Source organism: Anaerobiospirillum sp. NML120449, assembly GCF_023051105.1.
Classification (GTDB): domain Bacteria; phylum Pseudomonadota; class Gammaproteobacteria; order Enterobacterales; family Succinivibrionaceae; genus Anaerobiospirillum.
The window spans coordinates 25,411-52,095 of sequence record NZ_JALKIL010000034.1; the positions used below are offsets into that span (position 1 = coordinate 25,411).

The 26,685-nt window shown below is 53.2% G+C and carries 14 protein-coding genes; 5 read left to right on the forward strand and 9 right to left on the reverse strand.

What is annotated here, in order from left to right; genetic code table 11:
• Window positions 1–527 precede the first annotated feature (527 nt).
• Window positions 528–1,904 (forward strand): class I SAM-dependent methyltransferase, encoded by a 1,377-nt coding sequence (locus MXE41_RS09765; protein WP_246978623.1) that lies wholly within the window; start codon window positions 528–530, stop codon window positions 1,902–1,904.
• A 275-nt stretch (window positions 1,905–2,179) separates the two neighbouring features.
• On the opposite strand, the gene MXE41_RS09770 is transcribed toward MXE41_RS09765, so the two are convergent.
• Window positions 2,180–2,572, reverse strand: a complete 393-nt coding sequence (locus MXE41_RS09770) for a hypothetical protein (protein WP_247100348.1) — start codon at window positions 2,570–2,572, stop codon at window positions 2,180–2,182.
• A gap of 328 nt (window positions 2,573–2,900) precedes the next feature.
• Here MXE41_RS09770 and MXE41_RS09775 point away from each other — a divergent pair, with 328 nt between their 5' ends.
• Both MXE41_RS09775 and MXE41_RS09780 read left to right on the forward strand, forming a co-directional pair.
• Complete coding sequence (locus MXE41_RS09775) at window positions 2,901–3,806, forward strand: FkbM family methyltransferase (RefSeq protein ID WP_247100349.1); 906 nt, start codon at window positions 2,901–2,903, stop codon at window positions 3,804–3,806.
• Between the two features lie 2,217 nt (window positions 3,807–6,023).
• Complete coding sequence (locus tag MXE41_RS09780; RefSeq protein WP_247100350.1) at window positions 6,024–8,222, forward strand: lecithin retinol acyltransferase family protein; 2,199 nt, start codon at window positions 6,024–6,026, stop codon at window positions 8,220–8,222.
• A gap of 1,073 nt (window positions 8,223–9,295) precedes the next feature.
• Here MXE41_RS09780 and MXE41_RS09785 read toward each other — a convergent pair.
• Window positions 9,296–11,710, reverse strand: a complete 2,415-nt coding sequence (locus MXE41_RS09785; RefSeq protein ID WP_247100351.1) for an MATE family efflux transporter — start codon at window positions 11,708–11,710, stop codon at window positions 9,296–9,298.
• 2,784 nt (window positions 11,711–14,494) lie between these two features.
• Between MXE41_RS09785 and MXE41_RS09790 the strand changes: the two genes are divergently transcribed.
• On the forward strand, window positions 14,495–15,133 hold the full coding sequence (locus MXE41_RS09790; protein WP_246978627.1) for an MBL fold metallo-hydrolase: 639 nt from the start codon (window positions 14,495–14,497) through the stop codon (window positions 15,131–15,133).
• Between the two features lie 369 nt (window positions 15,134–15,502).
• Here the strand turns inward: MXE41_RS09790 and MXE41_RS09795 are convergent, their stop codons facing one another.
• From MXE41_RS09795 to thrA, 4 genes are all read right to left on the reverse strand, one after another.
• Window positions 15,503–16,015 carry a low molecular weight protein-tyrosine-phosphatase gene (locus MXE41_RS09795; protein ID WP_348647430.1) on the reverse strand — a complete coding sequence of 171 codons (513 nt, stop codon included), beginning with the start codon at window positions 16,013–16,015 and terminating at the stop codon, window positions 15,503–15,505.
• A gap of 369 nt (window positions 16,016–16,384) precedes the next feature.
• Window positions 16,385–17,680, reverse strand: a complete 1,296-nt coding sequence (thrC, locus tag MXE41_RS09800; RefSeq protein ID WP_247100353.1) for a threonine synthase — start codon at window positions 17,678–17,680, stop codon at window positions 16,385–16,387.
• A 249-nt stretch (window positions 17,681–17,929) separates the two neighbouring features.
• Window positions 17,930–18,916 carry a homoserine kinase gene (gene thrB, locus MXE41_RS09805; protein ID WP_247100354.1) on the reverse strand — a complete coding sequence of 329 codons (987 nt, stop codon included), beginning with the start codon at window positions 18,914–18,916 and terminating at the stop codon, window positions 17,930–17,932.
• 10 nt (window positions 18,917–18,926) lie between these two features.
• Entirely contained in the window at window positions 18,927–21,392 is a 2,466-nt protein-coding gene (gene thrA, locus MXE41_RS09810; protein ID WP_247100355.1) for a bifunctional aspartate kinase/homoserine dehydrogenase I, read from the reverse strand.
• 1,145 nt (window positions 21,393–22,537) lie between these two features.
• Between thrA and MXE41_RS09815 the strand changes: the two genes are divergently transcribed.
• Complete coding sequence (locus MXE41_RS09815) at window positions 22,538–23,431, forward strand: hypothetical protein (RefSeq protein ID WP_247100356.1); 894 nt, start codon at window positions 22,538–22,540, stop codon at window positions 23,429–23,431.
• A gap of 325 nt (window positions 23,432–23,756) precedes the next feature.
• Here MXE41_RS09815 and MXE41_RS09820 read toward each other — a convergent pair whose 3' ends face one another.
• The 3 genes from MXE41_RS09820 to MXE41_RS09830 all read right to left on the reverse strand — a co-directional run.
• Window positions 23,757–24,257: a metal-dependent transcriptional regulator gene (locus MXE41_RS09820; protein ID WP_246978633.1), complete on the reverse strand. Its 501-nt coding sequence runs from the start codon at window positions 24,255–24,257 to the stop codon at window positions 23,757–23,759.
• Between the two features lie 543 nt (window positions 24,258–24,800).
• Entirely contained in the window at window positions 24,801–25,250 is a 450-nt protein-coding gene (locus MXE41_RS09825) for a transcriptional repressor (protein ID WP_246978634.1), read from the reverse strand.
• Between the two features lie 1,252 nt (window positions 25,251–26,502).
• Window positions 26,503–26,685 (reverse strand): hypothetical protein (locus MXE41_RS09830; protein ID WP_247100357.1); only part of this gene is annotated, 183 nt, incomplete at its 5' end.

Sequence of the window (26,685 nt, forward strand, 5' to 3'; positions counted from 1 at the left end):
ACTGCCCTGATCCTGGTCATTTCTGTCGCATGCTATCTGTCACACAGATAACCCGATCTATGTCATCCCGGTACCCTGATCCAGGTCATTTCTGTCTCATGCTCTCTGTCATACATCTATCCCGATCTCTGTCATCCCGGTACCATGAACTATGTCATTCCTGTCTCCTGCTGTCAGTCATCCAGCTCATCTGATCTCTGTCCTCCCACTGCCCTGATCTCTTTCATACCTGTATCCTGATATCAGTGACTCAGCTCATATGATTTCTGTCAATGAGCTACCAGGCCTCCCTGCAATCCCTGCTCATGATAACTGTAATCCCTGCTCATCATCACTGTAACCCCTGCCTCGTCATTGCTGTCTGAAGAGGTGCAGATCCGGGCTGTCTTACTGCCATTGCAAGGGCATCAATATGTGCTTTGGGCTGTGCTTATGCTCACAGAGCTGAATCTTTGCAGACCCTTTTGGTTATAATTCATCATTCCATTTTTGATTTATACCCATATCTGTCAGGAGCGCCCCTATCTATGATCTCCTTTGTGCTTCATCAAGGCCGTGAAAAATCACTGCTGCGCCGTCATCCGTGGATTTTCTCCAAGGCTGTTTCCCATGCTCAGGACAGCAAGACCGGCCAGCCTGCAGATATGGACAAGGTTAAATCAGGCACCCTGTGCAAGGTTGTTTCCAGCGATGGCAAATTCCTTTGTTATGCCCACTGGTCACCAAGCTCTCAGATAGTGCTGCGCGCCATTTCTTTTAATGAAGAAGACCGCATAGACTACGATTTTGTCAAAGAGCGCCTGCGTGCCGCCATTGCCCGCAGAGCTCCTCTGGTGGCCCGGGGCGATCACGGTATCCGCCTTGTGGCAGCCGAAGGCGATTTCATGCCTGGCCTGATTGTTGACCGCTTCAATAATGTTATCTGCGCTGCCCTGTCATCTGCCGGTATGGAGGCTCTTTATGAGCATATCTTCCGCGCTCTGCATGAGCTGGAGCCTGACTGCTATCTGTACGAGCGTTCTGATGCCAAATCGCGCCGCAAGGAGAATCTGCCGCTGCGTGCCGGCCTTGTAGATCCTGAGGACCTGAGCCGCGCTTATAACCTCAGGGACGGTCAGGGCAATGCCCTTAAAGACTCACGTCAGATTTCCAGGGTACGCCGCATCGACGATGGCGAGGGTGGATCAGAGTTTATCGAGCTTGATGAGGCCGTTCCTGATACTCTCTTTGTTCAGGAACGTGGGCTGGTACACATCCCTATTGATGTTAAAAACGGTCATAAGACCGGCGGCTACCTGGACCAGCGTCAGAGCCGCTACCACACCTATGAGCTGTGCCGTACCTTTAAGACCATGAGCGAGAATTGCAAGAAGGGTCCGAGCGTACTTAACTGCTTCTCCTACACCGGCGGTTTTGGTCTGCTGGCCCTGAAGGGCGGAGCCGGTGCTGTTTATAACGTGGATGTTTCCGAGCATGCTCTTAATGCAGCCCGTGAGGGTGTGGTGGAGAATCATCTCGATCCAGGCCGCTGCAAGTTCATCAAAAAGGATGTCTTTGAATATCTTCGTGAGCAGGTGGCAGCCGGAACCAAATTCGATATTGTCATTCTTGACCCGCCAAAGTTTATTGAAAACCGCAGCAACCTCAACAGCGGCTGCCGTGGCTATCAGGACATCAACCGTCTTGGCATGCAGCTGGTACGTCCAGGCGGACGACTGCTTACTTTCTCCTGCTCTGGCCTCATGACTGAAGAGCTCTTCCAGAAGATTATTGCTGATGCTGCCCTGGAGGCCAAAGTTGAAGCTCAGATAGTCACCACCCTGCGCCAGGACATTGACCACCTGGTATCCCTGCCATGCCCTGAAACCTTCTACCTCAAGGGCTTTGAAATCCTCATCAACTGACCGCACGGCCGCAGTCCCGGCCTGCGGCTGCAGCTCCCGTACTAAGACCTCCATCGGTAATCAGGCTGAATCTGCAGCGCTGCCCAATTAGTTACCTGTAAATCCATTACCAGCCTTATACCGAAAGGCTATACCAATGACTTCAGATTAATAGTCCAGAAGTAGCAAAAGCAGCCTGAGTTTGCCTTCATGGATCAAAGGTATGAGCTGCAAAGTGCTATGAGCTTTACAGTGCAAAGCAATGGCAAAGATCAGCGCCTGGTCAGAGGAATACACTAACCATTGACACAGGACACTACTGCATCACGAAACTGGCGCATAAATGCTGTTTTTGCCAGCTCTCCTCCTGCTGCTCTACAGCTCTGACAGTCAGCAATTTCAGGATTTACCTTTCCTGGTGACAACTCACGTAATGATGTGGTGCTGATAAACATACGTAAATCATCCGGGTTAGCTCCCCACTTCTGAGCAAAAGCATTGCTGCTTGTGAAAGCTGTACCAAACTCTTGATTGCCACAGCTACAGCTGCAGCTGCATATGAGCTCATTGATAAGCTCATCCTCGTCTTCGGCTTCGGCGGGTTCCACAGCCAGTTCATCGGCTTCAGGCATGTGTATCTGATGCTGAGGTGGGCAAAAGCGTATAATACTGGGCAAAAATCTAATCATGCAGGCAGGAGATGGACCTAATGGCGGCCTCAAACGAACAGTCAAAGATCGTTGCGACCTTAAACATCAACGGAAAGAATGTGCCTATGAATGCCGAGGCATTCGGCAATTACGTTTGCAGCAACTACAGAAATCTCAATTTCATGTGGACCGAGCAGTTTGCTCATTACCGTACGAGATTCTTATCACTATTGACCTGGATCACAGTTTATGAAAATTGAGGAGAAGTACTGATTTAGGCATTTTAGCCGTTCACTCAAATTTCCTGATAGAACCAGTCTGGCGGTAGCATAACTGTATTTAAGGTTTTATCGGTAACTCTCGATATGTGAGCTTGATCAATAGTGATAAGAATCTCGTACATTACCGTGATCATCATGTCATGGCTGAAGTGCTGGGCAGACTCAAGGATGGTCTTGATGAGGTCTCATGTGAGTACATAGACCTGCATGAGCGACTGGTAGAGCTTGCCCGTTCCGACAGTGCCATCCTGGTAAAGGAAAGCTATGCCTGGACAAATGTTGACCGTGCTCTGATGGATAACTACATACAGAAAAAGGAAGCGGACAACCCGCCTTTCCTCAGGCAGGTAGCTCAGGACTGGGGATCGAGCTTTACCAATCTTTATGGTCTGTACGACCTGCCAGCGGGCATGCTGGCCTCTCTTAATGGCAGGGACATTATCGATGCTGGTGGTTTTGTAGGCGATACCCTGCTGCTGTTCAAGGCACTGTTTGGCAACTCAAAGCTGCACAGCTTTGAGCCTGGTGACCTGAGCTACAAGCAACTGAGCAACATGCTGGCTGATGATATTAAGGCAGGCAATATCCTTGCTCATAAGAAAGGCCTTGGTGAAAAGCCGGGCACCATCAGACTGAGCAGGACCAGAAGCATACCGGATGCTACTGCCTCCATGGCCATTGACTACCATAAGGGCGATGACTTCTATGAGGATGTGGAGGTTATTACCCTTGATGATTACGTCAGGGAGCATAACCTTGATGTGGGCCTTATCAAGGTAGATGTTGAGGGCTTTGAGCCAGAGGTTATCAGGGGCGCACTGGAGACCATCAAAAAGAGTCACCCAGTACTGGTACTGGCTTTCTATCACACCCCCGAAGAGTTCTATGAGCTCAAGAGCTATATTGAGAGCCTCAACCTGGGCTACCGTTTCCAGGTGCGTCGCAGCTCCATCTGCCTGCCCCTTACCGACCTGGTGCTGATTGCCTACTAAGAGGCCGGCAGGAGTCATGCGTGACTGTGAGTGGGTGGCTAAGCATGAGAAAAAGCATGACCCAGGCTCTGGATATGGGCATGGGCTGCAATTGGTCTCTGTGTTTGCCAGCTCCTGGCCACTATCCCCGGTATGAGCAACAGTCATGGATGTGCCCAGCAAGCTGAGGCATGGTTTTGATGCTACCTGATGCGCCGATGGCATAGTGGCGAGGTGCGGTCCTTGTAGCTACTGCCTGTTTCACTGTAGTGCTTTTATTAATGCGAGGGCAGCTCCTGCATGGCAGGGGCTGCCCTCAGCATTTTGGGATCGGGCAGTTTGACCGAACAGCTCAGACCTTGATGGTCAGGCAGATTGGTTCGGCACTTTGGCGGCTCGGTGGTCTGGTGTCTGGACTGCGGGTATAGCGGCTAAGTAACAGTTCCTGGCGGCTTATCATCTCTGTGCTGTCGGTTTCACCATTTGGCCGCTCTCAAGTGGCGCCCGTGCTCGTTTGCCTCTATGTAGATTGAAGTAAAACACGTCTGAGAGCTGCCGGGAGCATGGCTGCGGCAGGGTACTGGGGCCTGAGCAAGGTGGCTGGGGCTGGGAGGAGTGGCAGGTATTTGAGGGGCTGGGATAGTCAGTGTGACGGGGTGAATATGGATGTCGGTTTTGTCCAGGGATTAGTGCCTTAGCCATAACCATAATTATTGCCTGACTTTACTCAGGTCATGAGCAGCACTTATATAACCAGATACATAAATACCTCACTTGCATATACCTTCATTCAAGTGTTTTACCGTACGGTGAAATTATTTGAAGTTTTACAGTACGGTGAAAAATGGTGCACTGTTTTCCCTTGATTTCCCATGATTTCCTCCCCCATTTTCTCTTTTCCCCTACTCTCCTTAAAGCCATACCAGACCAGGCCAGCTGATTACGGCTCAGACCAGGCTTGAGCCTCAGAGTCAGCCTAAGCCTCAACCTCGGTCCCGGCTCACCTCCGATTTCTGACTTTCACACACCAGCCACCAGGACGTATGTTATGCCTACTGTCTGTGCGCTCTTTACATGTCAGTTACCCTAATCACCAGACAGGTGACTCCCTGCAATGCAATCAGGCAGTTAACGTCCAGATGTATAAAGGCCAGTCATATCCCGGACACAGTCCTTTCAGGCATACATCCCATGCCTGTGCTGTCTCTTGCCCCTGCATCTGCACCCGCCAATATTGAAAGCCCTGCTCTTTGATTAATGATGCCTTGGCTTACGCACCACACCAGCAAGACCGCAGTTTTACCGTACGGTAAAAATCTGAGACTTTGCAGCACCAGCATGTGAGCCTGCCAGTCCTCGCTGTGGAGCAATATCGCAGCATAAGGGAGCGTTCAGGTGCTGTGCTGTATGGCTAATCTGGCATACCTTGCATGCCATAAGTGCGCTCAAATGCGCCAAAACGCGTGCCTTTCCCGTGCCTTACTGTGCAATATTTTTAAAAGTACACAGTAAGGCACGAATATGATATATATCAGCATAAAGGTATTTTGGGCAATTATGTGAATTCCCTGCCCAAGATGGCTCAGACCAGCCCCGGCTATTAAAAAATGCCAGGCAATGAAATACTCCGCGACCACAGGCCATTCCCCTTTTTTGCTAATGCAGAGTCTGCCCCTCACTGTTCGCCCTGCTCAATTGTGCTACGCAGCTGACGGCAGACACTGCGGGGACTGAGCTTGCATTGGTCGTTGCTGGCCGGGCACAAGCAGATGTAAGCCTGTGGCTGTTGTCAGGTCATGGCTGATGCAGTTTACGAATCTGAGATTTAAAGTGAGAATTTTGCTGCTAAATGCAGCCCTGTCAGGGGTTGGTAAGGTGCCTGGGTGTGCTGTTTTGGTGTGGGAAAAGAGCAGATTTTGCCCTCTGACGCACAGTGCCCGACACCATTGAGGTTGAGCACTGATACGGACTGTGCATGCTTTTGCGGCGGGGATGCTGATCGGCGGCGTTTCTGCGGAGATGCTTTGGTGGTGGGGAGATGCTGTGGTGGTGGGGAAGTCCATGGCTGCTCGATTAGTGACTAATGGCTGAAGCTGTGAGCGTGCTTGATTTTTCAGCTTGCTGCTACCATGTAGAATGACAGTACAGCCGCACTTTGCCTGCAGTGCATCTTTATATGATGCAGGTCAGTCAGCTGTGCATATTTCCATTCACCAGTTAAGGCAGAAGGACATTTTTATGGCTCCAGTTAATCCTCTGCTCAAATGCGGAGATCACCTGATTGCACGTCGTTTTGGCTATACCCATCACGGCCTGTACCTTGGTGATGGCAATGTTCTTGAGTATCTGCAGCATGACGGCGTCAAGATTGTAGATATCGAGGCCTTTGCTCATGGCCATGAAATCTTTATTCGTGAGCACCACAATGCCCGCTACAGCGGTATGGAAGCGGTGCAGCGCGGCATGATGCGCCTTGGTGAAAACCACTACAATCTGCTGACCCGCAACTGTGAACACTTCGTTAACTGGTGCATTGACGGAGTGGAAAACTCCCGTCAGGTCGATAACCTTATCCTGACCATTATTCCCTTCTACTCCATCTTCCAGAAATCAGACTTTCTCAAAGGCTGCCTTAAAATTGTCTTTGACGACCCCAGTGCCCTTGATCAGGCTCTGGCCCGTATCAATGCCCAGGAGGAGCGCGCCCGCGATCCTCAGCTGCGTGCCCGTGAGATAAGTGAGGACTTTTTCGGCACCAGCCGCAATGGCATAGTTAATCTGGCCACCCTTATTACCACAGCCTCCCAGCTTTCAAGTGAATATGCCCAGTGGGCTCAGCGCAAGCACAATGGCATTACCAGTCTGCTCGCCAGCTCCCTGAGCTTTTCAGCTGACGCCATCAACAATATCAGTAACAAGCTGGGCATCAGGTTCTACACCTCATCTATGGACAACGACTTTAATCCGGCCATGGCTGTTGCCGGAGCCGGAGCTACGGCCGATCGCCATGCTCCTGGCTATGCAGCGGCCCATGGTTCGGTCGATGCAGCCCTGCAGGCTGCAGCTGAAGCATCTGCAGCGCATGCCGGCGCCGCCCTCACCGCCGCCCCAGCAGGCAGCCTCCCCGGCCTGAGCGCCCCTGCTGCAAAAACTGACGGCCAGACGGACCGCCTGAACTCAGACAGGCTGACAGCTCCGGGCAGCCCGGCAACAACAGACTACTCAGGCTTTGAGAGCATGAGCAGCTCACTTACAGGATCAGACGCAGCCCATGGATCTGAATCAGCACCGGCCGGAGCGCTCACTCATTTTTCCTATGCCTCTGACCGGGACACTTTGCTTACCAGTGCCGGTATTTCAAGACTTGCCCGCAGCCTCGAAAAGGTTCCTGCAGATATGGCTGCCCATGGCATTAAAAAGGCCGACAAGACCATTCGTGACAGTATTAAGGTGATAAACCTGGTAAGCGACTTCTTTCATCGCTCCCGCAGCAATGACCCTGATGAAATTCAGCCTCATCATGAGTCGTTACCAGGGCCGTCACATGTCAGGGGCTCCCCACATTCAACCTCTGCAGCTGCTGCTGATCCAGCAGCTGTTGCAGCTGACAGCCAGGAGCCTGCAGCAGGCGCCCCTGCAGCTGCTCAGACTGTGGCCGAGCCTGATCCTTCAAGCTTTACCTCGGCATCAGCCTACTTTAATTCCCGCGCGCGTACCCAGCAGGCCCGCGAGCAAAGACGAGCTCAGAGCACAACTCATGATGGCAAGGGCTCGTCCCCATGCCTGTGGGACAGCCAGCTGCCTCACATTCACATCAAGCTTATGCCTGAGATGTTTGTGGCCGCATTCCGTCATATTGATGCTGCCAATGAAAAGCTCTCCCGCCGCCATGCACGAGCACATGCTGATATGCCAGCCGGCCTTGACCACAGCGCCACTGCCGGGCTCAACAGCCATACCGCCAGTGATATCACTGCCTGCGCCCGCTCCATGTTCAGCTCTCAGATGGCAGCCGATGCTGCTGCCGCTGCCGTGGCAGCCCGTGCCCATGGCAACACCTCCGGCACCAGCTCAGCCACTGTATCTGACTGGCCGGGTGACCTTGCAACTGACTGCTCTCCTTACAGCCCTCAGTGCACCACAGATACAGCTGAGCAGTGCAACAGTCAAAGCCTCAATCAAGGCACAGCTCAAGGTTCAACCTGCTCATCGGCTTCGTCAGCTGCCGCAGCCGCAGCCGGCGCCACATGCGCTGCAGGCGCTGCTGCCGAGGCTGCAGCTGCTGGCGCCGCCGGACAGACAACACGTGACAGCCGCAACCTGTCGCTCAATGATATGGCAGTCAAAGTAATCTCTCAGGTTCAGACAGAACTGGCCCGTGATATCCGCCGCCATAACCAGGCCTCAGGAACTGACCGCTCCGCCCCGAGACAGTAGCCTCCATGTAATGCCTGCTTATGGTCGTTAGCACGACAGCCAGGCACTTTTCAACACGATCGGTATTTATGATTCATAACCGGCACTGAGCCCTGGTATCGCAAGATGCCGGGGCTTTTTGTTCTGTATCTGCCCGTTGAGACAAAGTGGTCCGCCCTTGCCTGTCCCAGGTGCCTCACGAAAACAGGCTGCAGCTCAAATATGTTCCAGGACTGGTCATACCTGCTCTTAAGACATCACTGTGCCGGCACTTCAGCCGGCGCGCCTACTTCACGCACTGCCCGTCCACATGTCTTTACAGTGGATGTCGTCGGCCCGGCCATGCATTTACTGGAGGTTAAGGTCCATTCAGGGCGGCCATGATTATTCGGGAGTCACCGGTCTCCGGAGCGGCCCACCAGTATTTAAGCCATGGCCTGTACCAGATGTCAGGCCGGTAATCAGCACTACCCTCAGGGCGCGATTGAAAGCCGTGTTTTCTGCCTTTTCAGATGAAAGTGGGCCTCACCTGGCCAAAAAAAAGCCCCGCCGTACGGCAGGGCATTACTTATGGCCCCAGGGCGGGGCCTACCTAAGCTAAAAGGTAGAAACTGACTTGTTGTCATCACTGCCTCAGGCAATGGAGAAGTTCAAGAATATGCCGCTGACAGTTGAGCTTTGCCTCTCAATGCCAGGCCTTTGTACCTGCAGGTGCAGGTACTTCAGGGGCTGCGCATTCAGGCTATGCTGCAGGGGCTGCACGTGCCGGTGCAGCAAGTCAGTTAACTGTTCTTTGTGTTCTGCTCACCGGATACTGTCCTGTCAGCAGGCAAGCTGCCGTGCAGATCCTGGTTTTGCAGCAGTGTGAACGGATTTAAGCTCCTGTCTCATGACCTTGCTGGCATCGCCAACATGCCAGGCGGGGATGGCCCCCATGGCCTGGCTGGCATCGCCAACATGCCTGGCGGGGATGGCCCCATGGCCTGGCTGGCATCGCCCTCATGGCGTGGCGAGCACGGCCCCCATGGCATGGCTGGCCAGGCATGGAACAGTGCTCATGCATGGCGGGCAAGCCATGAACCGAAATGCTGTTATCAGAAGGAGCGGGCTGTGGTGTCCGGATTTTTCTCCTTGATAAACAGATAGAGCAGGCGGCCGCCCAGCAGAATGCTGGCGCAGGACAGCGAGAAGATAAACCCCAGCCAGAAGCCTTCGGCTCCCTCAAGGGCATCCCCCAGATAGCCATAACCAAGGGAGTAACCGACAGGCATACCGACAATCCAGTAGGCCACAATAGTCACAAGGAATATGGTGCGCGAATCCTTGAAGCCACGTAAGATACCGACAGCCATAACCTGCAGGGTCTCAGGGAAGAAGAACACCACGCAGTACATCATCAGTACCGGGGCCAGCAGGAGCACTTCAGCATCATCTGAGTACAGGGCCGCAATCTGCTCGCCCATGAAAAAGAGCACTGAGGCGCCAATGACATAGAAGGCTACAGCAAGGCTGGTTGAACTTAAGGCGCGTTTGCGGGCTTGGGACCAGCTGTTGGTACCCATGGCCTCACCTACCTCAATTGAAGCGGTGGAGCTCAGGGCAATTGGCACTATGGCCAGCAGACCTGATACGTTCATGGCAATGGTATGGCTGGCCACTACTACAGGACCAAAAGGACTGAGCATGATGGCAACCAGGGAGAAACACAGAGTCTCAATCATGCCGGCAATACCAAGTGGCAGAGCCAGCTTGAGGAAAGCCAGGCACTGGGAGAAAGTTACCGGCTCCCAGCGGGTGTAAATACGTACTCTGGCAAAGGTTGGACTCTTTCTTACGTAATAAAGCATGCCCACAACAGTGAGATAAATGGACAGAGCGGTAGCTACACCACAGCCCACGCCACCCAGGGCAGGCATACCAAGATGACCAAAGATAAAGATGTAATTAAGCGGGATATTTAAAATGAGGGCCATGCAGCCAAACATCAGGGTAGGACCTGTCTTGCCCAGTCCCTCCCAGTAGGCACGCAGCACGTTGAACATGGCAAAGCCCGGCATGGCAAGGCCTACAGCCACCAGATACCACTGACCAATGCTGACCATGTCCTGATCAACACCTGGGAACATGCGGTAAACCAGCGGCACCAGCATGATGATGATGCCTGTGATTACGGCCAGAGCCACACAGCAGACAGTGGCAATCTGCATACGCAGCGCTACCTTGTGCAGATCACCATTGCCTGCCAGATTGGCAATCAGAGGATGAATGGCCAGAGCCATACCCACAACAAAGAGCTCTGATGGCCAGAAAATAGAGGATCCGATTGCTACACCGGAAAGTTCCAGAGTGCCGGCGGCACCGGCCATTACTGTATCCACCACGCCCATGGAGGTTGCGGCCAGCTGCCCCATGAACAGTGGCAGGAACAGGGAAAGGGTGTGAACAATTTGAGCAAAGAAAGTACGCTTAGCCAGTTTCTTTACCGGAGCAGAGCTGGCGGCCTTCTGGGCGGCTTTTACCGCAACATTACTGGCGACAGCTGCAGCTTTGGCAGCCACACGGGCTGTTGCCTGACCTGCCTGAGAGGCGGCACTGGCGGTAACCTTGCCGGCTTTGCCTGCCACAGTGGCTGTAACCACAGCCGCACGGGCTGCAGCCTTGACCACCGCAGCTGACCTGTCAGCACCGGGCTTTACCAGATTGAGCTCAGCACCTGTAGCATTGACATCAAAGGCAGCCTCACAAGCTACTCTGTCTGCTCCCTTCAGATCCCTGTCAGCTCCGCTCAGAGCCCTGACAGTATGAAGATCAGAGTGGAACTGGGCATCAGCGCTCTCAATGCAGGCACTGCTGGCTTTGCGGGATACGGGAGCGCCCGCCCTGACAGTACTGCTCTTATCAGCGGCCACGGCTGCGGCCACAGCAAGCTGCTCAGGCTCAGCCACCACAGCGGCACTTTCAGCACCTGCACCATCGGCCGCACCGACTCTTTGAACAGCAGTACTTTCGGCACAGGCGGCTGACTCAACACAGTCACTGCCAGCCTCAGCGCCCACGGTGGCCGCAGCGGCATCAGCCGCTACTGCAGCAGAACCTGCAGCTGCAGTAAGGTTTGCAGCCGTGGCTTCAGCCGTAGCGGACGCGCCGGTCTGATTCTGAGCCTCATCATTTGAGGCAGATGGGGAAAGGGATGATGATCTGGTGGTGTCAACGTCGGCCCCGACCACACGTAAGCCGTGGTCGTCAGCCACTATCCGCACCTCAGGAGCTGCAGATTTGAGAGCGTCCTGAGATGCTGGGGCAGGCTTGTTAACTGCGCTGTTGGGAGCGCTGCCAGCACTGGCTGAAGACAGAGCTGCTTTTACCTGATTTTTGTAAGCCCTTGTTTTGACATTGGGAGCCACCAGGCTGGAGTTACCGACAACAGCGGTGCAGGAACGGGCCTGAAGAGCCCCTGAGCGCTTGTCTTTGACAGCACGGACTGCTGGAGAGGAAATAATCTTGCTCATACTTAACCTCCTTGTTTGTAAAGCAAGTTGGTAAGCAAGCAGGACCAGAGGCGTGGCACCGGGCAGGCTGGCTTAAGGTCCCCCGACAGGGAAGACCAGCCTCAGGTCACCCCGACAGGGAAAACCTGCCTGAGGTCAGACTGACGGGACAGGCTGGACCAGGGGCAGTCTGGCAGGCACGCACCGGTGATATTGTCCGGTTCAGTCAGCATATACAAAGCTGGACTAAAAGGGCTGAGCGCGGCACAGCAGGAGGCAGGATATGCGCACTGCTGACAGACTCAGGCCTTTTAAACCTGGCTGTACCTGTGAAGGTACATTTGTGGACGTGCTTAAGATTGATATCCGGGCTGAAGCCGGACAGAGAGATGAACTGTCGTAGCGCCTTTCAGCCCGTCAGCTGGAGCAAAATGTCTTCCCATAACTGACCTGTAACTTTCTTCCTTTGAGCACAGCCACAAGCTCCCTGAAAGACCTGCGGAGTCAGCGTATGTGTCAGCGTATGTGCCTGCGCCTGACCTTACGGCCCTACGGCGCTGCGCGCCTCAGATCCGGAGGCGGCACTGCCACAGGAGCACTCTCAGCATGAGTCCAGGGACGCGACACTGCCACAGGAGTATTGACTGCATAAGTCTCAGGCGGCGGCTTTGCTCAAAATCAGGCATAAAAGCTGGATACAGTTGTGCCTGATGACCTGTACCGTTAAGCACAGGCTGGATTTTATTTAGCTCAGGTATGTTCAGATTATTTTGCTTTGGCTGCCGGAGGGATGGTCATTCAGGATGCGAACGCACTCAGAGCGGTCCAGGGGCAAAAGCCAGACTGAAGCTGAAAAACACAGGAAGAGAGAATCAACACTGCTGAAATTTCAGACTGTCAGTGCTGAGCAGATTTTGTGGATCCTGAACTGTTCCCTGCCACGGAAAATCACAACTGCAAACTTGAATTGTAATTTCGCTGCGCACGATGCGCAGGGCAAAGAGCCAGATGCTCAAGCTTAAGCAGGTTACCACGGCAAAGAAAGATGATTCTGATGACTAACTGCGCCTGGTATTACTTGCTAAGTTAGAGTTCAGACTTTTTGAGATGCTGCCTGAATAAACGTCTGCAACCACGGCATAAAGTCTAAGCGATGGCTGAATGGTCATGGTGACCACTGGTTCAGTCAGACAGAGGCGTTGACACGGCCCGCAGCGGCTGAGAAAAGTACCACTGCAGATCAGGAAGTGGTATGCCGCTTTGACATTGGTCGAAAAGAAGCTGGGCTTTTTGAGAGTTTGACAGGTCAGGCGAGACGAACCTGTTAAAGCCCAGGGGGCTGCGGTGTTAGTTATCCTCAGGGTTTCACGGAACTTCTTACATGAAAAGGCCTCAGAGGGCTAACGCCATTGAGCGTGACCGCGCAGAATACGGCTGTATCCCGGGTCATACCCATAAGCACATACGAAAACAGTATGATGCCTGCCTGTGGTTCGTTGAGTACAACTTTACACATGCAAATTCAGCTTATCAGAGCAAAAAATCACTGGCAAGAGCGTATCACCACAAATCATTATCATAAAAAACTACACTGTATTATCCTGACAACAAGGCACCGCCACAGGCATTGACCTCCAGAAAAATCACCATAATTAAGGCATTTTACCCCTGAAATTACCGGCACACGGCGGCCTTGAGCAGCACTATGAAAGGACTAAAAAATCTGTATCTTAACCTGAGCCGCCCACAGACAAAACTGTCCAGCCGATTAACCTCAATTCAGGATTTAAGGCAGCAAAACCCTCATTTAGCATTTTGTTGATTTTGTGATCTGCGTTACATATTTTTTAATTTTTATCAGAAAGGAAAAATCTTTAACCACCGCAAATTATCCCACACACAGTCACAACGCCCATTTTTACGCCTGTTCTGCTCACCGCCACTACACTTTATCCCCCACATCTGGCCCGCCAGACACACTTTGATCATGCCCCTCCACCAGCTCCCAAAATCTGGCTATGCAGCCTCAAAAACGCAGAATCAGGGCAAATACACACAAATAAACATGCCTTAACTGTACTCATAAGCTGTACTGACCATCTCCATCACTTTCCCCTCATCCAGTCAGTCAACTCTACTCATACAAGGCACTCAGGCAGGACTGTTCATGCCGGTCTGCGCACGCCGGTACGTTCAAAGGCCTCTCCCAGCCGTCCAGTTTTAACCTCACGCCATGCATGGTCATATAACACAGCCATCGGACCTCAGCCCTGCACTACCCTGCCAAGCAAGCCATGCATGCCCTGCCCTGCAGCTCAGGCAGCCGTTCAGCACATTAAACTGCACTCAGGAGACTAAAAACAAAAAGCAGACGTGCATATGTGCACATATATGCACATATGGTGCACACAACGCACACTTTGTGCACGTAAGGCACGTCAGGCTCAAAAGCTGGCTTTGAGCGTCACCTGTCCGTGCAGCTGCTCCTGCCCATGCACCTGCTCCTGCCTGTGCAGCTGCCACTGCCCCTGTACATATGCCATATGGCCATACCTGTTTCCCCCTCAGCGCGGGGAAGCAGTGCAGGTGGATCCGGACATGGGGCTGCTGGAAGGGCTGTCAACCGCCTGTTAGTGCTGCAGGAGGCTCCCCCTGGCTGATGGTATGGCAGGTCACATGAGCATGCCGGGCGGCGGTGGTGCAGGCCGCATTGGCTCGTGGTGAAATATTGATGCAATGCGCATGGCTGCTGTATGATGTGCTCAGTTTTCCGCTTTCTTGACGCTTTTATTCAGGAGTTCTGGCATGCTCGACATTATGGCTATTCCCGTTACCCCTTTTGCACAGGAGTGCCGCATCCTGGCCCATCAGGAAACCAGTGATGCTGTTGTGGTAGACCCTGGTGGCGATGCTCAGGTGATTATTGGCGCACTCGAGCAGCAGGGACTTAAGCTCAAGGCCATTTTGCTTACCCATGGACATCTTGACCATGTAGGCGGTACCAGAGCACTGCTGGATAAATTTCCTGAGGTAAAGGTCTATGGCCCGCACCGTGATGACGAATTCCTGCTGACTACACTTGCTCAGCAGGCCGCCATGTTCGGCATTGAAAACTCAGGCTCCTTTGAGTGCGAATATGTGGGTGACAATGAGGTGCTTAAACTCTTTCCTGACGCCTCATTTAAGGTACTGCACACTCCGGGACATACCCCAGGCGGCGTATGCTTCTACTGTGAAGAGGAGAACTTCGTGCTGGTAGGTGACACCCTGTTCCCGGGCTCCATTGGCCGTACTGACTTTCCGCGCGGCAATTTTGCTGACCTTGAGAACTCCATTAAAACCCGCCTTTACACCCTGCCTGAGAGCACCGACGTCATGTGCGGCCATATGGGTGATACCACCATTGGCCAGGAAAAGAGCTCCAACCCTTACGTGCGCGGCTAAACACCTCGCAATCCCCTGCAGCGCCCGCTCGCCCGCCGGCAAGGCAGGCTGGCCGACAGGGCCTGCCTGTCCGGCCCTGCAGGCCAAGGTCCTGCGGCCGGGCCGTCATGGCAGCTGCGCCATGCTGCGCAAAAATAAAGGCACCTTGCCAGCAGGCAGGTGCCTTTATTTTTGCTCTTATGATTACACAGAAGCTGGTGCAGTGCAGCAGCCGCTGCTATGCAGCATCAATCCCTGTCATGCCTCAGGTCACTGCAGTTCATGATGTGAAGCTGTTTTGTCTGCCAGCAGGTTGCCTGAAGCCCGGCATCATCGTCTGTCAGGCCTGTGCCCGTAAATGATGAGCCCAGGTGTCCTGACAGCAGACAGTTACTTTTCCGGAACCATGCCGTTTTCAATCAGGGTCTGGTAGAAGGCCTCAAGACCTTCGGTGATGTCGTCACGGCAGGTTTCAAAATCTCGGGTATACCATGGATCTGCCACCTCACAGCCCATGCGGCTGGAGAAGTCCAGGCACTTGTGTACCTTTTCCTCGCCATAGCCATTGAAGAGGCGGTCCAGATTACGCAGATTGTTATTGTCCATGACAATGATGAAATCGTAATTGTCCATGTCCTTGCGGGTAATCTGACGGGCTCTTTTCTTTGACGGATCAATGCCCATGGACTCAAGCATGGCATAGACAGGTGGATAGACCTTGCTGCCGATTTCCTCCTGAGAAGTAGCAGCCGAGGCAATCTCAAAGAGCTTGCTCTGGCCCCTGTCAGCAGTCATCTTCTTAAAAAGAAACTCTGCCATGGGAGATCTGCAGATATTGCCATGACATACAAAGAGTACTTTGATCATTACCCTGTCCTTGCTCAAATACCAAAGTCGATCCATACCGGACAGTACGGAACTCAATCCCGGAAATTGTACCCTATTATGACTGCAGCTGCCATAAACAGGCCCTTTGTGCCCGCAGCATCTGCCTCCAGAGGCAGCCTGCAGCATGCAGGCCGCAGCAGGCTGCCTGGGGCGGCTGGCGGCGGCACCGGGCAGAGCACCTTATTACCAGACACAGGTACAGGCAGGCCCGGTCCCCTTTGGGGGAGACCGGGCCTGCTGTTTTGCTGCTCAGGGCATCATGGGCTGAGGTGCGGCCTCAGGGGTTACCTCAGTTGGGCTGAGGTGCGGCCTCAGGGGTTACCTCAGATGGGCTGAGCTGTGCCTGATGGGTCGCCTCAGGTGTGGCCTGAGAGCTGGCGCAGATTAGCGGGCCAGCTTGAGCTCGTCGAGCATATAGCTCTTCAGGGTGGCAAAATCAGCCTCCATGAGCTTCTTGTGACGCTCAAGGTTCATGCGGTCAGCAAGGGCTTTTGGCAGAGGCAGATCAATGCCCAGGGTGGCGTCGACTTCTTCCTTGAACTTGGCAGGATGTGCAGTACCCAGGAAGATACCGACCTCACCGTCCTTGAGACTGGAGCTTAAGACCTTGTGAGCAACAGAGGCATGAGGCTCAAGAATATAGCCAGTGCTCTGATACAGGGCCTTCATATTGGCGCGGGTTTCATCATCAGATACGGATCCGCAGTCAAACTCGCTTAAGGACCAGCCCATGAGCCTGCACAGGGCCTCAACACGTGGCCAGTTGTTTGGACGGCTGATGTCCATGGCATTGGAAATGGTGGCAATGGTCTTGTGTGGCTCCCAGTTACCGCTCTTAAGGTAGCGTGGCACAGTGTCATTGGCATTGCAGGCAATGACAAAGCGGGACTTGAGGCCCAGAGCACGGGCAATCAGACCTGCAGTAATATTACCGAAGTTACCGCAAGGTACAGCAAAGACAACCTTGTCACGATGGGCTTCATCAAGCTGAGCTACTGCCTCGAAGTAGTAGCATACCTGAGCCAGCAGACGGCTGATGTTGATGGAATTGGCGCTGTTAAGTCCTACAGCCTTCTTGAAGTCCAGATCATCAAATGCAGTCTTGACCATGTCCTGACAGTTGTCAAAAGGAGAGCTGACCTCAACGGCATGGATGTTCTCACCTAAAGTAGCAATCAGGCTCTCCTGCAGCGGAGATACCATGCCCTTTGGATAGAGCACTACTACGTTAATCTTGTCCTGACGGTAGAAAGCATCAGCTACAGCCGCGCCGGTATCACCGGAGGTGGCGGTGAGAATGGTGCAGCGCTCATCACCAATAACAGATGAGAGCACACGGGCCATGAAACGGGCGCCAAAATCCTTGAAAGCAAGGGAAGGACCATGGAAAAGCTCAAGGCAGAAAGTACGGTCATCGGCCTTTACCAGAGGAGCTTTAAAGTTGAAGGCATCAGCAATAATAGCCTCCAGCTCCGGCATTTCATCAGAGCCAATCAGATGACGTAATACCTTCTGGGAGCGGGTTACCAGATCCATGGCCAGCAGATCCTTAATCTGCTCAGGGGTAAAAGGCTCGACCTTTTCCATAAAGAACAGGCCCTGCTCACGGCCAATACCCTGTCTGACAGCCTGGGAGAAAGAAACACGCTCTGAGGAGTCTTTTAAATTTACTAATTCCACTACTACAGTCCTCGCGCCCTGAGGCGCTCTCTATCTTGTACGGTACCATGACCTGCTGCCGGCAGCGTCTATTGCTGCCCGATCATTCCTGCAGGTTATGGTACCTGGTTAATTCTGTGCTTAATATTGCCTCTGTCTGGCCTTCAGCCCAGGCTGCCGCTGCCCAGGCTCCCTGGCAGCGCGCCTGGGCGGCCGGGGCGGAGCCTGACCGGTGCCGCGCACGGCACGGGCGGCAGGTGGTGCTGGCCGTCAGATCTCTTTGCTTTGGACAAAGGCGCCGCGCGGATCTACCTTACATACGTGGCAGAAGCCGTCTTCATTGGCAATAAACTGGCGCTCGAGATATTCCTTCATCTGCACAGCGGCAGATTCATCGGTGAAAATGGAGAAAATGGTGGATCCGGAGCCGGAAATACCTGTGGACAGCGCACCAATGGCCCTGCCATGCTCACGGGCTTCAACAAAGCCCGGAATCAGAGAGGCACGGTAAGGTTCAGCCACCACATCTACCAGACAGGAGGCGGCAAGCCTCTCATTTTTGCTGTAGGAGGCATGAACAAAGGTGCTCAGACGGCGGCCAAAGGTAATGACATCCTGACGCAGATACTGAGCTGGCAAAATGGCACGGGCCTCAGAGGTGGAGACCTTGATGCCCGGGAAGCACAGCACCCAGTACCAGTTATCAAAATGAGGAATGCTCTGAGAGATGATCTCACCTTCATTGATGATAAGCTGCATACCGCCATAGAAGCATGGGGCAACATTATCATAGTGAATGGAGCCTGAGATTTTGCCCTCCAGCTGGCCCATCATCTCAAGACAGCCCTCCTCACCAAAAATAACGCCATGAACGGCATCAAGGGCCATTACTGCAGCCACTACCGAAGAGGCTGAAGAGCCAAGGCCTGAGCACACAGGCAGATTCTTCTGCAAAGTAAGCTCAAGGCGCTTGATATCCATGCCTTTTTCCCTGAGAAACTGGCCATAGAGCTCATAGGCATCGCAGACAATATTGCGCTTTGGGTCTGCCGGCAGGCGGGCGCTGTAGCGGCCCTCGGTCTTTAACAGCAGATCAGGACCGGCATTGCCCTGCTCGTCAGCTCCCAGCTCACGTGCTGTGACAAAGTCGCCCAGGGGCTGACCGCTGACAGGGCGTACAGCTATGCCCAGCAGATCAAAGCCCACAGAAAGGTTGGCTGAGGAAGCCGGGGCGTAAGCGGAAAAAACTCTGGTCATGACAGCCTCCTTATGCCTCACGGGTCCAGTTCTGCAGACGCAGAATATCGGAGAATACACCGGCAGCAGTTACATCAGTACCGGCACCGTAGCCACGGATTACCAGCGGGATTGGCTGGTAATAGGCAGAGGTAAAGGACAGGGCATTTTCGCCTCCTGTTACCTTGAATAAAGGATCCTCAGGACCTACGGCCTTAATGCCGCATGAGCACTTGCCACCATCCTTAATGGTTGCCACGTAACGCAGCACCTTGCCCTCGGCACGGGCAGCGGCAGCACGGCGGGCAAATTCCTCATCAGCGCCCTTGAGGTTCTCAAGCACTTCCTGAGCATTCTCACCCTGCAGATACTTTGCATCTACCGGGCACTCCACCTGGATATCATCAAGATTGAGCCTGTAGCCGCACTCACGGGCCAGAATAAGCAGCTTGCGGGCAACATCCATACCCTCAAGATCATCACGTGGATTAGGCTCACTAAAGCCGCGCTCATAAGCGTCGCGGGTAGCCTCAGACAGGCTCTTGCCCTCGTCTACGAGGCCAAAGATATAGGACAGAGTTCCGGACATGATGCCATTGAATTCAATAAGACGGTCGCCTGCAGCCAGCAGATTCTGCAGAGTATTGATAACAGGCAGGCCTGCACCTACAGTAGCCTCATAGTAGAACTTGCGGTGGCAGATACGGGCAATGTCACGCAGACTGGTGTAGTACTCAAGGGTTGAGGTATTGGCCTTTTTGTTTGGAGTAACCACGTGATAGCCGGCCTGCATAAGCTCAAGATAGGTAAGAGCAATGTCATCTGAGGAAGTACAGTCAACAAATACAGGATTGACCAGATGAGAGTCATCAACAAGACGCTTGGCCTCATCAATAGTGAACTTGCCGTTCTGACTGTTCTTCAGCAGATCAGTAACAGCCTCAGGCTTAAGTCCCCTTGGATCCTTGATAAAGGTATGGGAATTGGCCACGCAGATAACGCGAATCTCAATACCGTTGCGCTTTTGCAGCTCATCGCGCTGCTTTTCAATCTGTCTGAGCAGAGCAGCACCCACACCGCCTACACCGACGATGATGAGATCGATAATCTGGCGACCGCTGAAGAATGCAGTGTGACAGCTGAATACGGCTTCAGATACCTTGTTGGCGTCAATAACAGCGGAAATGGAGCGCTCTGAGCTGCCCTGGGCAATGGCATTAACATTGATATTGGCCTGAGCCAGAGCGCGGAAGAACTTGGAGGACACGCCCTTGGCTGTTCTCATGCCCTCACCCACTACGGAAATAATGGCCTTCCTGTCCTGAATCTCAACAGGATCAAGCAGATGGGCATTCAGTTCGAGTTTGAACTCTTCTTCAATGGCAGCACGGGCAGCAAAGGCGTCCTCAGTGTGTACGCAGAAGGTAATGGAGTACTCTGATGATGACTGGGTAATGAGCACAATGGAGACATTGGCACGGGAAATACAGGTAAACAGACGTCCGGCCATGCCTACCATGCCCTTCATACCAGGACCGGAGACATTGATCATGGAGACATTCTTGAGATCAGAAATGCCCTTGGTGATCATATTGCGGTCGGATTCCTCGGAAATAAGAGTGCCCTCTCCCTGAGGATTGAGAGTGTTCTTGATAAGGCATGGAATGCGGTACTGGGCAATAGGGGAAATGGTACGAGGGTGGAGTACCTTGGCGCCAAAGTAGGACAGCTCCATGGCCTCCTTATAGGACATGCGGCGCAGCAGCACGGCATCAGGAACAGCACGCGGATCACAGCTGTATACGCCGTCCACGTCAGTCCAGATCTCACAGCACTGGGCGTGAGCTACGGCAGCCAGACAGGCAGCTGAGTAGTCAGAGCCGTTACGGCCAAGCAGCACCAGCTCGCCCTGACGGTTACCGCCACAGAAGCCGGACATGAGCACTATGGCATTTTCATTGATCTTAATACGCTTGAAGCGCTCGATTGAGGCCTCAATATCTACAGAGCTTTCCAGATATTTGCCGTCACAGACCAGGATGTCCACAGGATCTATTACCTGGACCTCGTGCTCGCGGGCACGTAACAGCTCGCTCATTACGGCAATGGAAATGGCCTCACCACGGCACTCGATAAAGGCGGCAACAGGATCAGGACAGGAACCGAGCAGGGTGATTCCGGACACGCGGCGTCGCAGCTCGGAAACAGTCTCTTCGTAAAAAGCCATTACCAGCTCACCGTCAAAACGAGGGTACTGGGAGGCAAGATTGTTAATCAGTGGGCGAACGATCTGGTCTAAGGCGCTGAACTCGTTTTTACAGTCACTTCCGGCAAGAGCGCTTTTTACCATGGAGACCAGAATATTGGTGACTCCGGCTGGAGCAGACAGAACTAAAGCAGTCTGAACTTGCATTGCAGTGTTAATGGCAATCTCAGAGACATTTACTACACGCTGAGCATCTGCAACAGAAGTTCCACCAAATTTTAAGACTCGCATAAAGCTACTCCACTAAAAGAAACAGGCACACGCCGTATCTGTCATTGTGTTCACAAAGCCCGGCCGGCCCATGGCCTGAAACAGACCGTGGTCTGACCTCTTAGGGCTTTAGGCCGGCGCCTGAGAGCCTCCTTTATAAAGCTCTTATACGACCGGCAAATGATACGGAGAAGTGCCCGGTAAAAACTTAGACCCCTGTCGCTCAGCCATGGCGACAGGCTATATCACTGGCTGTAAATTCCTGTACCAGATAAATGCCCGTGGCCGCCACTGACGCGACCTGCAGCACTGCCCCAAATCGGGGCCTGATAAGGTGGGACTATTGTCATTTGTTTTATCAGGCAAAGTCAAGAAAGCCCCCATGCGGTGAAATCGCGCCTCCCGGCGGAGCAAACATGCATCAAAATAATGCACAGCCACGGTCCCTCCCCAATATGCTCCGCCCCCACAACAGCCCCACAGCAAATCAATTTTCCCGTCCCCAGGACAAAGCAGATCTGACTGGCACGGGCACAGCCAGCCCCGCCACAATGCACCTGTCAATCACAGTTCCTGCCCATTACGCAAAGCCCCACGTGCATGCGCTCCCTGCCGCTGCCGCAACTGCCATAAAAGGAGGCGGCGCCACTGCCGTGCCCGTGCCACTGCCCACAAGGCTCAGCACATAAAAGCCAGCAAACGGCTGCAAATGCCTGCAAACGGCCTGCAGCCTGCTTCCCCGATTTACCTCACGGCTCATGACACAGCAGACCTACATGGCTCCATCACATCTGTCCTCCATGGCTCCATCACATCTGTCCCCCATGGCCCCATCACATCTGTCCCCCATGGCTCCTCACAGCTGTACTGCTGCTACCAGATATATGGCCCAACAGCGGCAAAATGGCAGCCCCCACAATCTGGCCTGACCGGGCCGTATAAGCGTACCTGCAGCCTGGGGATTGTGGTATGCAAATTGCCTTATTTAAGGTATTAATGGCCTGTTTGCCGTGAGTAAACAGGCTTTGTGCGCCCTGTGAGCCCCCGTTTTTGCGCCCCTGCTCAACCGGCCGGGCATGGCCCTGCGCTGCTGGCCGGGCACGGCCGCTCGGGAGGCGCAGCCCGGGCCTGATGTGATGATCCATGACCTTATGTGAGGTATAACCATGAGTTCCACAATTAACTCCCATACCCTGGAGATGCTCAGACAGCTTGATCAGAGCATGAATCAAAACTCCGGTAAGGATGGATCTGCCTTCAATCGTGCCATGCAGCAAGTCCAGGGCAATCAGCCTGTTACTATTCCTGCAGGACCAAATGCTCAGGCACCGGGCACTCCCGGCAATCCGGGCAGCTCAGGCACAGGCCAGCCAGGCACCAGTGTCAACCCGGACGGCTCGAGCGGTCAGGGCGGCAGCAATTCAGGTCTGCCTGGGCAGAACCAGGGACAGGGGCATAATCAGAGTGGCTCTTCAATAAGCTCAGGGTCGACCACAGCTGCAGGCAAAGTCATTGCCGGTGCGACCTTTAACGCCACGGGTAATCTCATCTCAGGCTCAAGCCTTAATGACTTCAGGCTGCTCGGAGGCCAGCAAAGCGTAATCATGCAGCAGGTTATGGCCATGTCGCGCACCATCAGCGCCACTCAGGCTGCAGCCCTGCAGCCCTCAGTAATGATTTCAGTTGGTATGCTGCAAAAGCTTTATGACCTGATTGAGATCACCCGCCGCAGCCGTACCGCCTCCATGAATATGGGCGGCACCGCAACAAATACCGCAGCTGCCGCAGCGGCCTCTGATGATATTGCAGCAGCTCAGCAGGCTCAGGTGCTGTCTTTTCTTTTCATCGAGCGCTATCTGAAGATCTTCGAAAATGGCGAAAAGTACAATATCTTCTCACGCTTTTTCAAGAAAGGACCACTGGGTGAAAATGAGCATGAGATAGACACTGATGACGAGTATGGCAACAGCTTTGCTGATGTCGATGCCGAGGTCGACTATATCAAGCGCCCACGCCGCGACCGTCCAGGCATGAGCTTCCATCACTCCCTGCTGCGCTGACCCGTGGCGCCCCAGCGCCACAGGCATCCCGGCACGAGCATCAGGCTGCCCGGCACGCCCCGCACGCCCCAGGGGCTTGCAGGATTACAGGCAGACAGCCGGGCCTGCTCCAGGGCGCAATTTCAGTCCTTAAGATGCAACAGGGCCTGGTCACTGCCATGCAGTGCCAGGCCCTGTTGTTTATGCCTCACGGCGCGATGCGTATGCCCTCAGACTCCATACGTGGCGGGATTTTGAGCCCTGCTGCCTGCTGCAGCTCTGACCTGAGCTGCGATCAGGCAGGTGCTGCCAGGGTGGTAAGCTCACGCCACCTGAACTCTGGTGTCTACTTCTCGATGACAAAGTCATCAGGCAGCATGTCCTTCTTTTCCAGATAGGCAATGATGTGCTCGAGGGTGAGGTCGGAAATTACGTGTTCCATGCGACAGGCATCCTGCTCAGCCTGAGTAGCTGGAATCTCCAGCACATAGCGCAGGAAATAGGTAAGAATACGGTGGCGCTGGAAGACCTTTTTGGCGTAGGCAAGGCCCTCAGGGGTGAAGATAATGGCGCCTGAGGATTCGATATTGATAAGACCCTTTTCCTTAAGCTGGCTTAAGGCACGTGACACGCTTGGCTTGGAAAAGCCCAGCTCATTGGCAATATCAACAGCACGTACCAGACCGCTCTGGGTGCGCTCTTTGATAAGCAAAATGGCCTCAAGGTAGGTCTCACCAGACTCGGCAATGCCATACTCGGTTGTTCCCTTGGTCGGAACTTCTGGGACAGCATTTAAAAATGTTAATGGAGTTGGTTTTTCTAAATCAACCTTAACACCGTTAGTCATGAAACTTCCTCGAAAATTAATCAAAACACCGTGGGACCACAGCGCTTATTGCAACTGCCAGAAAAAGGACACTTACTGCAGCCCCTGCTGACAAGGCAGACAGGTCCTGTCACATGACCGGTCCTGCCTCATGGTACTGTCAGAGGTATGCATGGCTGCACCGCTGCCCAGGCAGGTGTTTGAGCGTTATATGCATGGCCTGCAGGCAGCGCCCGCTCAGGGCAAATTCAGGTTAGTATCCATATTTAACCCGCTGCGATCAAGGATATTAATGTTCATTTCAGGCTCATATTCATGCCTGAATAAACATCATTACCTGCAGCGGCCCCAGGGCACAGCCACCGGCATATCCGCCCGGCAGGACAGCCCTGACGCTGCCTGGCGGACAGCAGGCAGGAGGCCGGCAGCCTCGGGCCGCAAGGCCCTGCCTGGCCGGGGCCGGGCACTGCCGGCTCGAACCAGGTGGCTGCTTAAAATAAATAAGGGCCTTAAAGGCCCTCATTAAAACAAAGTCAGCGTGCTGGGATCAGACCCGGCATCTGACTAGGAAGTGATAACAATATTGATGCTCTCGCCCACCAGGGAGATATCAATCTTGTTATTGGTGCCGATAACACCACAGGAAATCAGGCCCAGACGAATAAGCTCAGAGAGCTGAAGGTTGGTACGGCTGCGCACTACCTGACCGTTGGCATCAGTAATAACGCCCAGCTGTGGCAGAACACGGTTGATACCCAGGTTACGGGTCTTGGCCAGTACGCCAATCTGCTCGAGTCGGTTGATCAGGCGGTAAACGGTAGCAATACCGAGATCAGGAACATACTGTCTGGCCTCATACCAGAGCTCTTTTGGAGAGGTGCACTGGCTCTTGGTAAGGATATCAATGATGTGGCGTCTCTGCACTGTCATGCGTAAGCCGCTCTGCTCAAGCTTTTGTACGGTTTCTTCGGTAAGATCGCCGATCTGACTGTATACCGAATCTTGGTTTTGCATGGCTATCCTCAACTTGTCTTAAGCATGCCTTAAATAAGCAGCTGGCTGTCAACAGGTGACTTGTATGCTAAGGCCTCTGTCTGTCCCCGGAGAACCCTGTCATGTCTCATTAAAGTCGCATTCCGGCTCTTTTTGTTAACCTCATTATTAATTACAGTTAACAAATTCTTCTGCAAGAACCTGCAAATGTGACCTTTATGGACACCTGTACCTTCTAAAAACTGGACGCGCCCTTAAAACTCAACAGTTGAAGCACCATGGACAATGATTCTGTCCACCACTTTATGACCATGAGATACTTTTAAGGCTATGTGCCTCTCCAGGATTTCATGCCCCCGCAGGGTTTACTGCCCTGCCAGGGACAGTGCCCTGTTTACGGCTGTATGCCTTTGCGCAACAAAATATGAGCAAAATCTGAATTTCTGCCTGCTTCAGACAACGGAAAAAAAGCCCTGAGAAAACTCGAGAGCCATGGTAAAACCGCATCTTACTATTACAGCAGTGAGGCGCATTCAGAGTTCTTTAGTTCTGAACTCTTTAAGCATATCGCAACTCAGGGTAAAAGACTAGCATCTGTCCCCCAAGTTTGACAGCTGACCAGGTTTTTCACTGAACGGTGAAATGCAGCTCACAATATGAGCATTTATTTTCATCAAAGTACTTGCATTAATTAAATTATGTCTTTGATAAAAATTGCGCTCCATTAACCTGGCGATATCTATTATAGGTCATAAGTCTTTTCATACAAGCGCGCCTGCCCCCGAATTTGTGAGCTGGCCGTGCAAAATAGCACACTGGCATACCAGTAATCAGTTAAAGGGCAGATCTTTGCTCTTTGCTGATGCAGGCACAGGCACAAAAGCACAGCCTGACATGTCAGTGCTTTGCATTCTTTGCTCTGTCAGTAAGTTCCGCAAAGGCCTCAAGTGCACACCACAAGCCTTTCAGAATCCTAACGTATTTTGCGGAAAACCCCTGACCGGCCTGCACAGGCAGGTTACTGCCTTAAACCCATAAGCACCTGCGTTCCTGCCGCCGCACCAGCTGCATCACGCACCAGCTGCATCAGCCTGCCACAGAGGCATTGCATGCAACAGAGGCACTGACTGCCAAAGAGGCATTGCCAGCCATCCACCCCTGGTGTTTTCATCATCATCATCTTCTGTCACTGTGCAGAGCGCTCTATGAATACTGGCCATCTCATCCTCATAGTCGTGTTCAGCACTGAAGCAGCAGGAGCCAGATGGACGCCTTACTGTGCCGTGTATTTTTTGCAGAACCTGCACATAGTTGACGGTGATGCCATCTTAACTGCTGCAAGGCCAGCAATTGTCCAGAAGTCAGATGAACTGATTGAATCTCTGGCATGATCGAACTCATCAAGGGATTTTATGTAATCAGGGCTTGTGAAGCAGAGCTCCTTAATCTCCTCAAT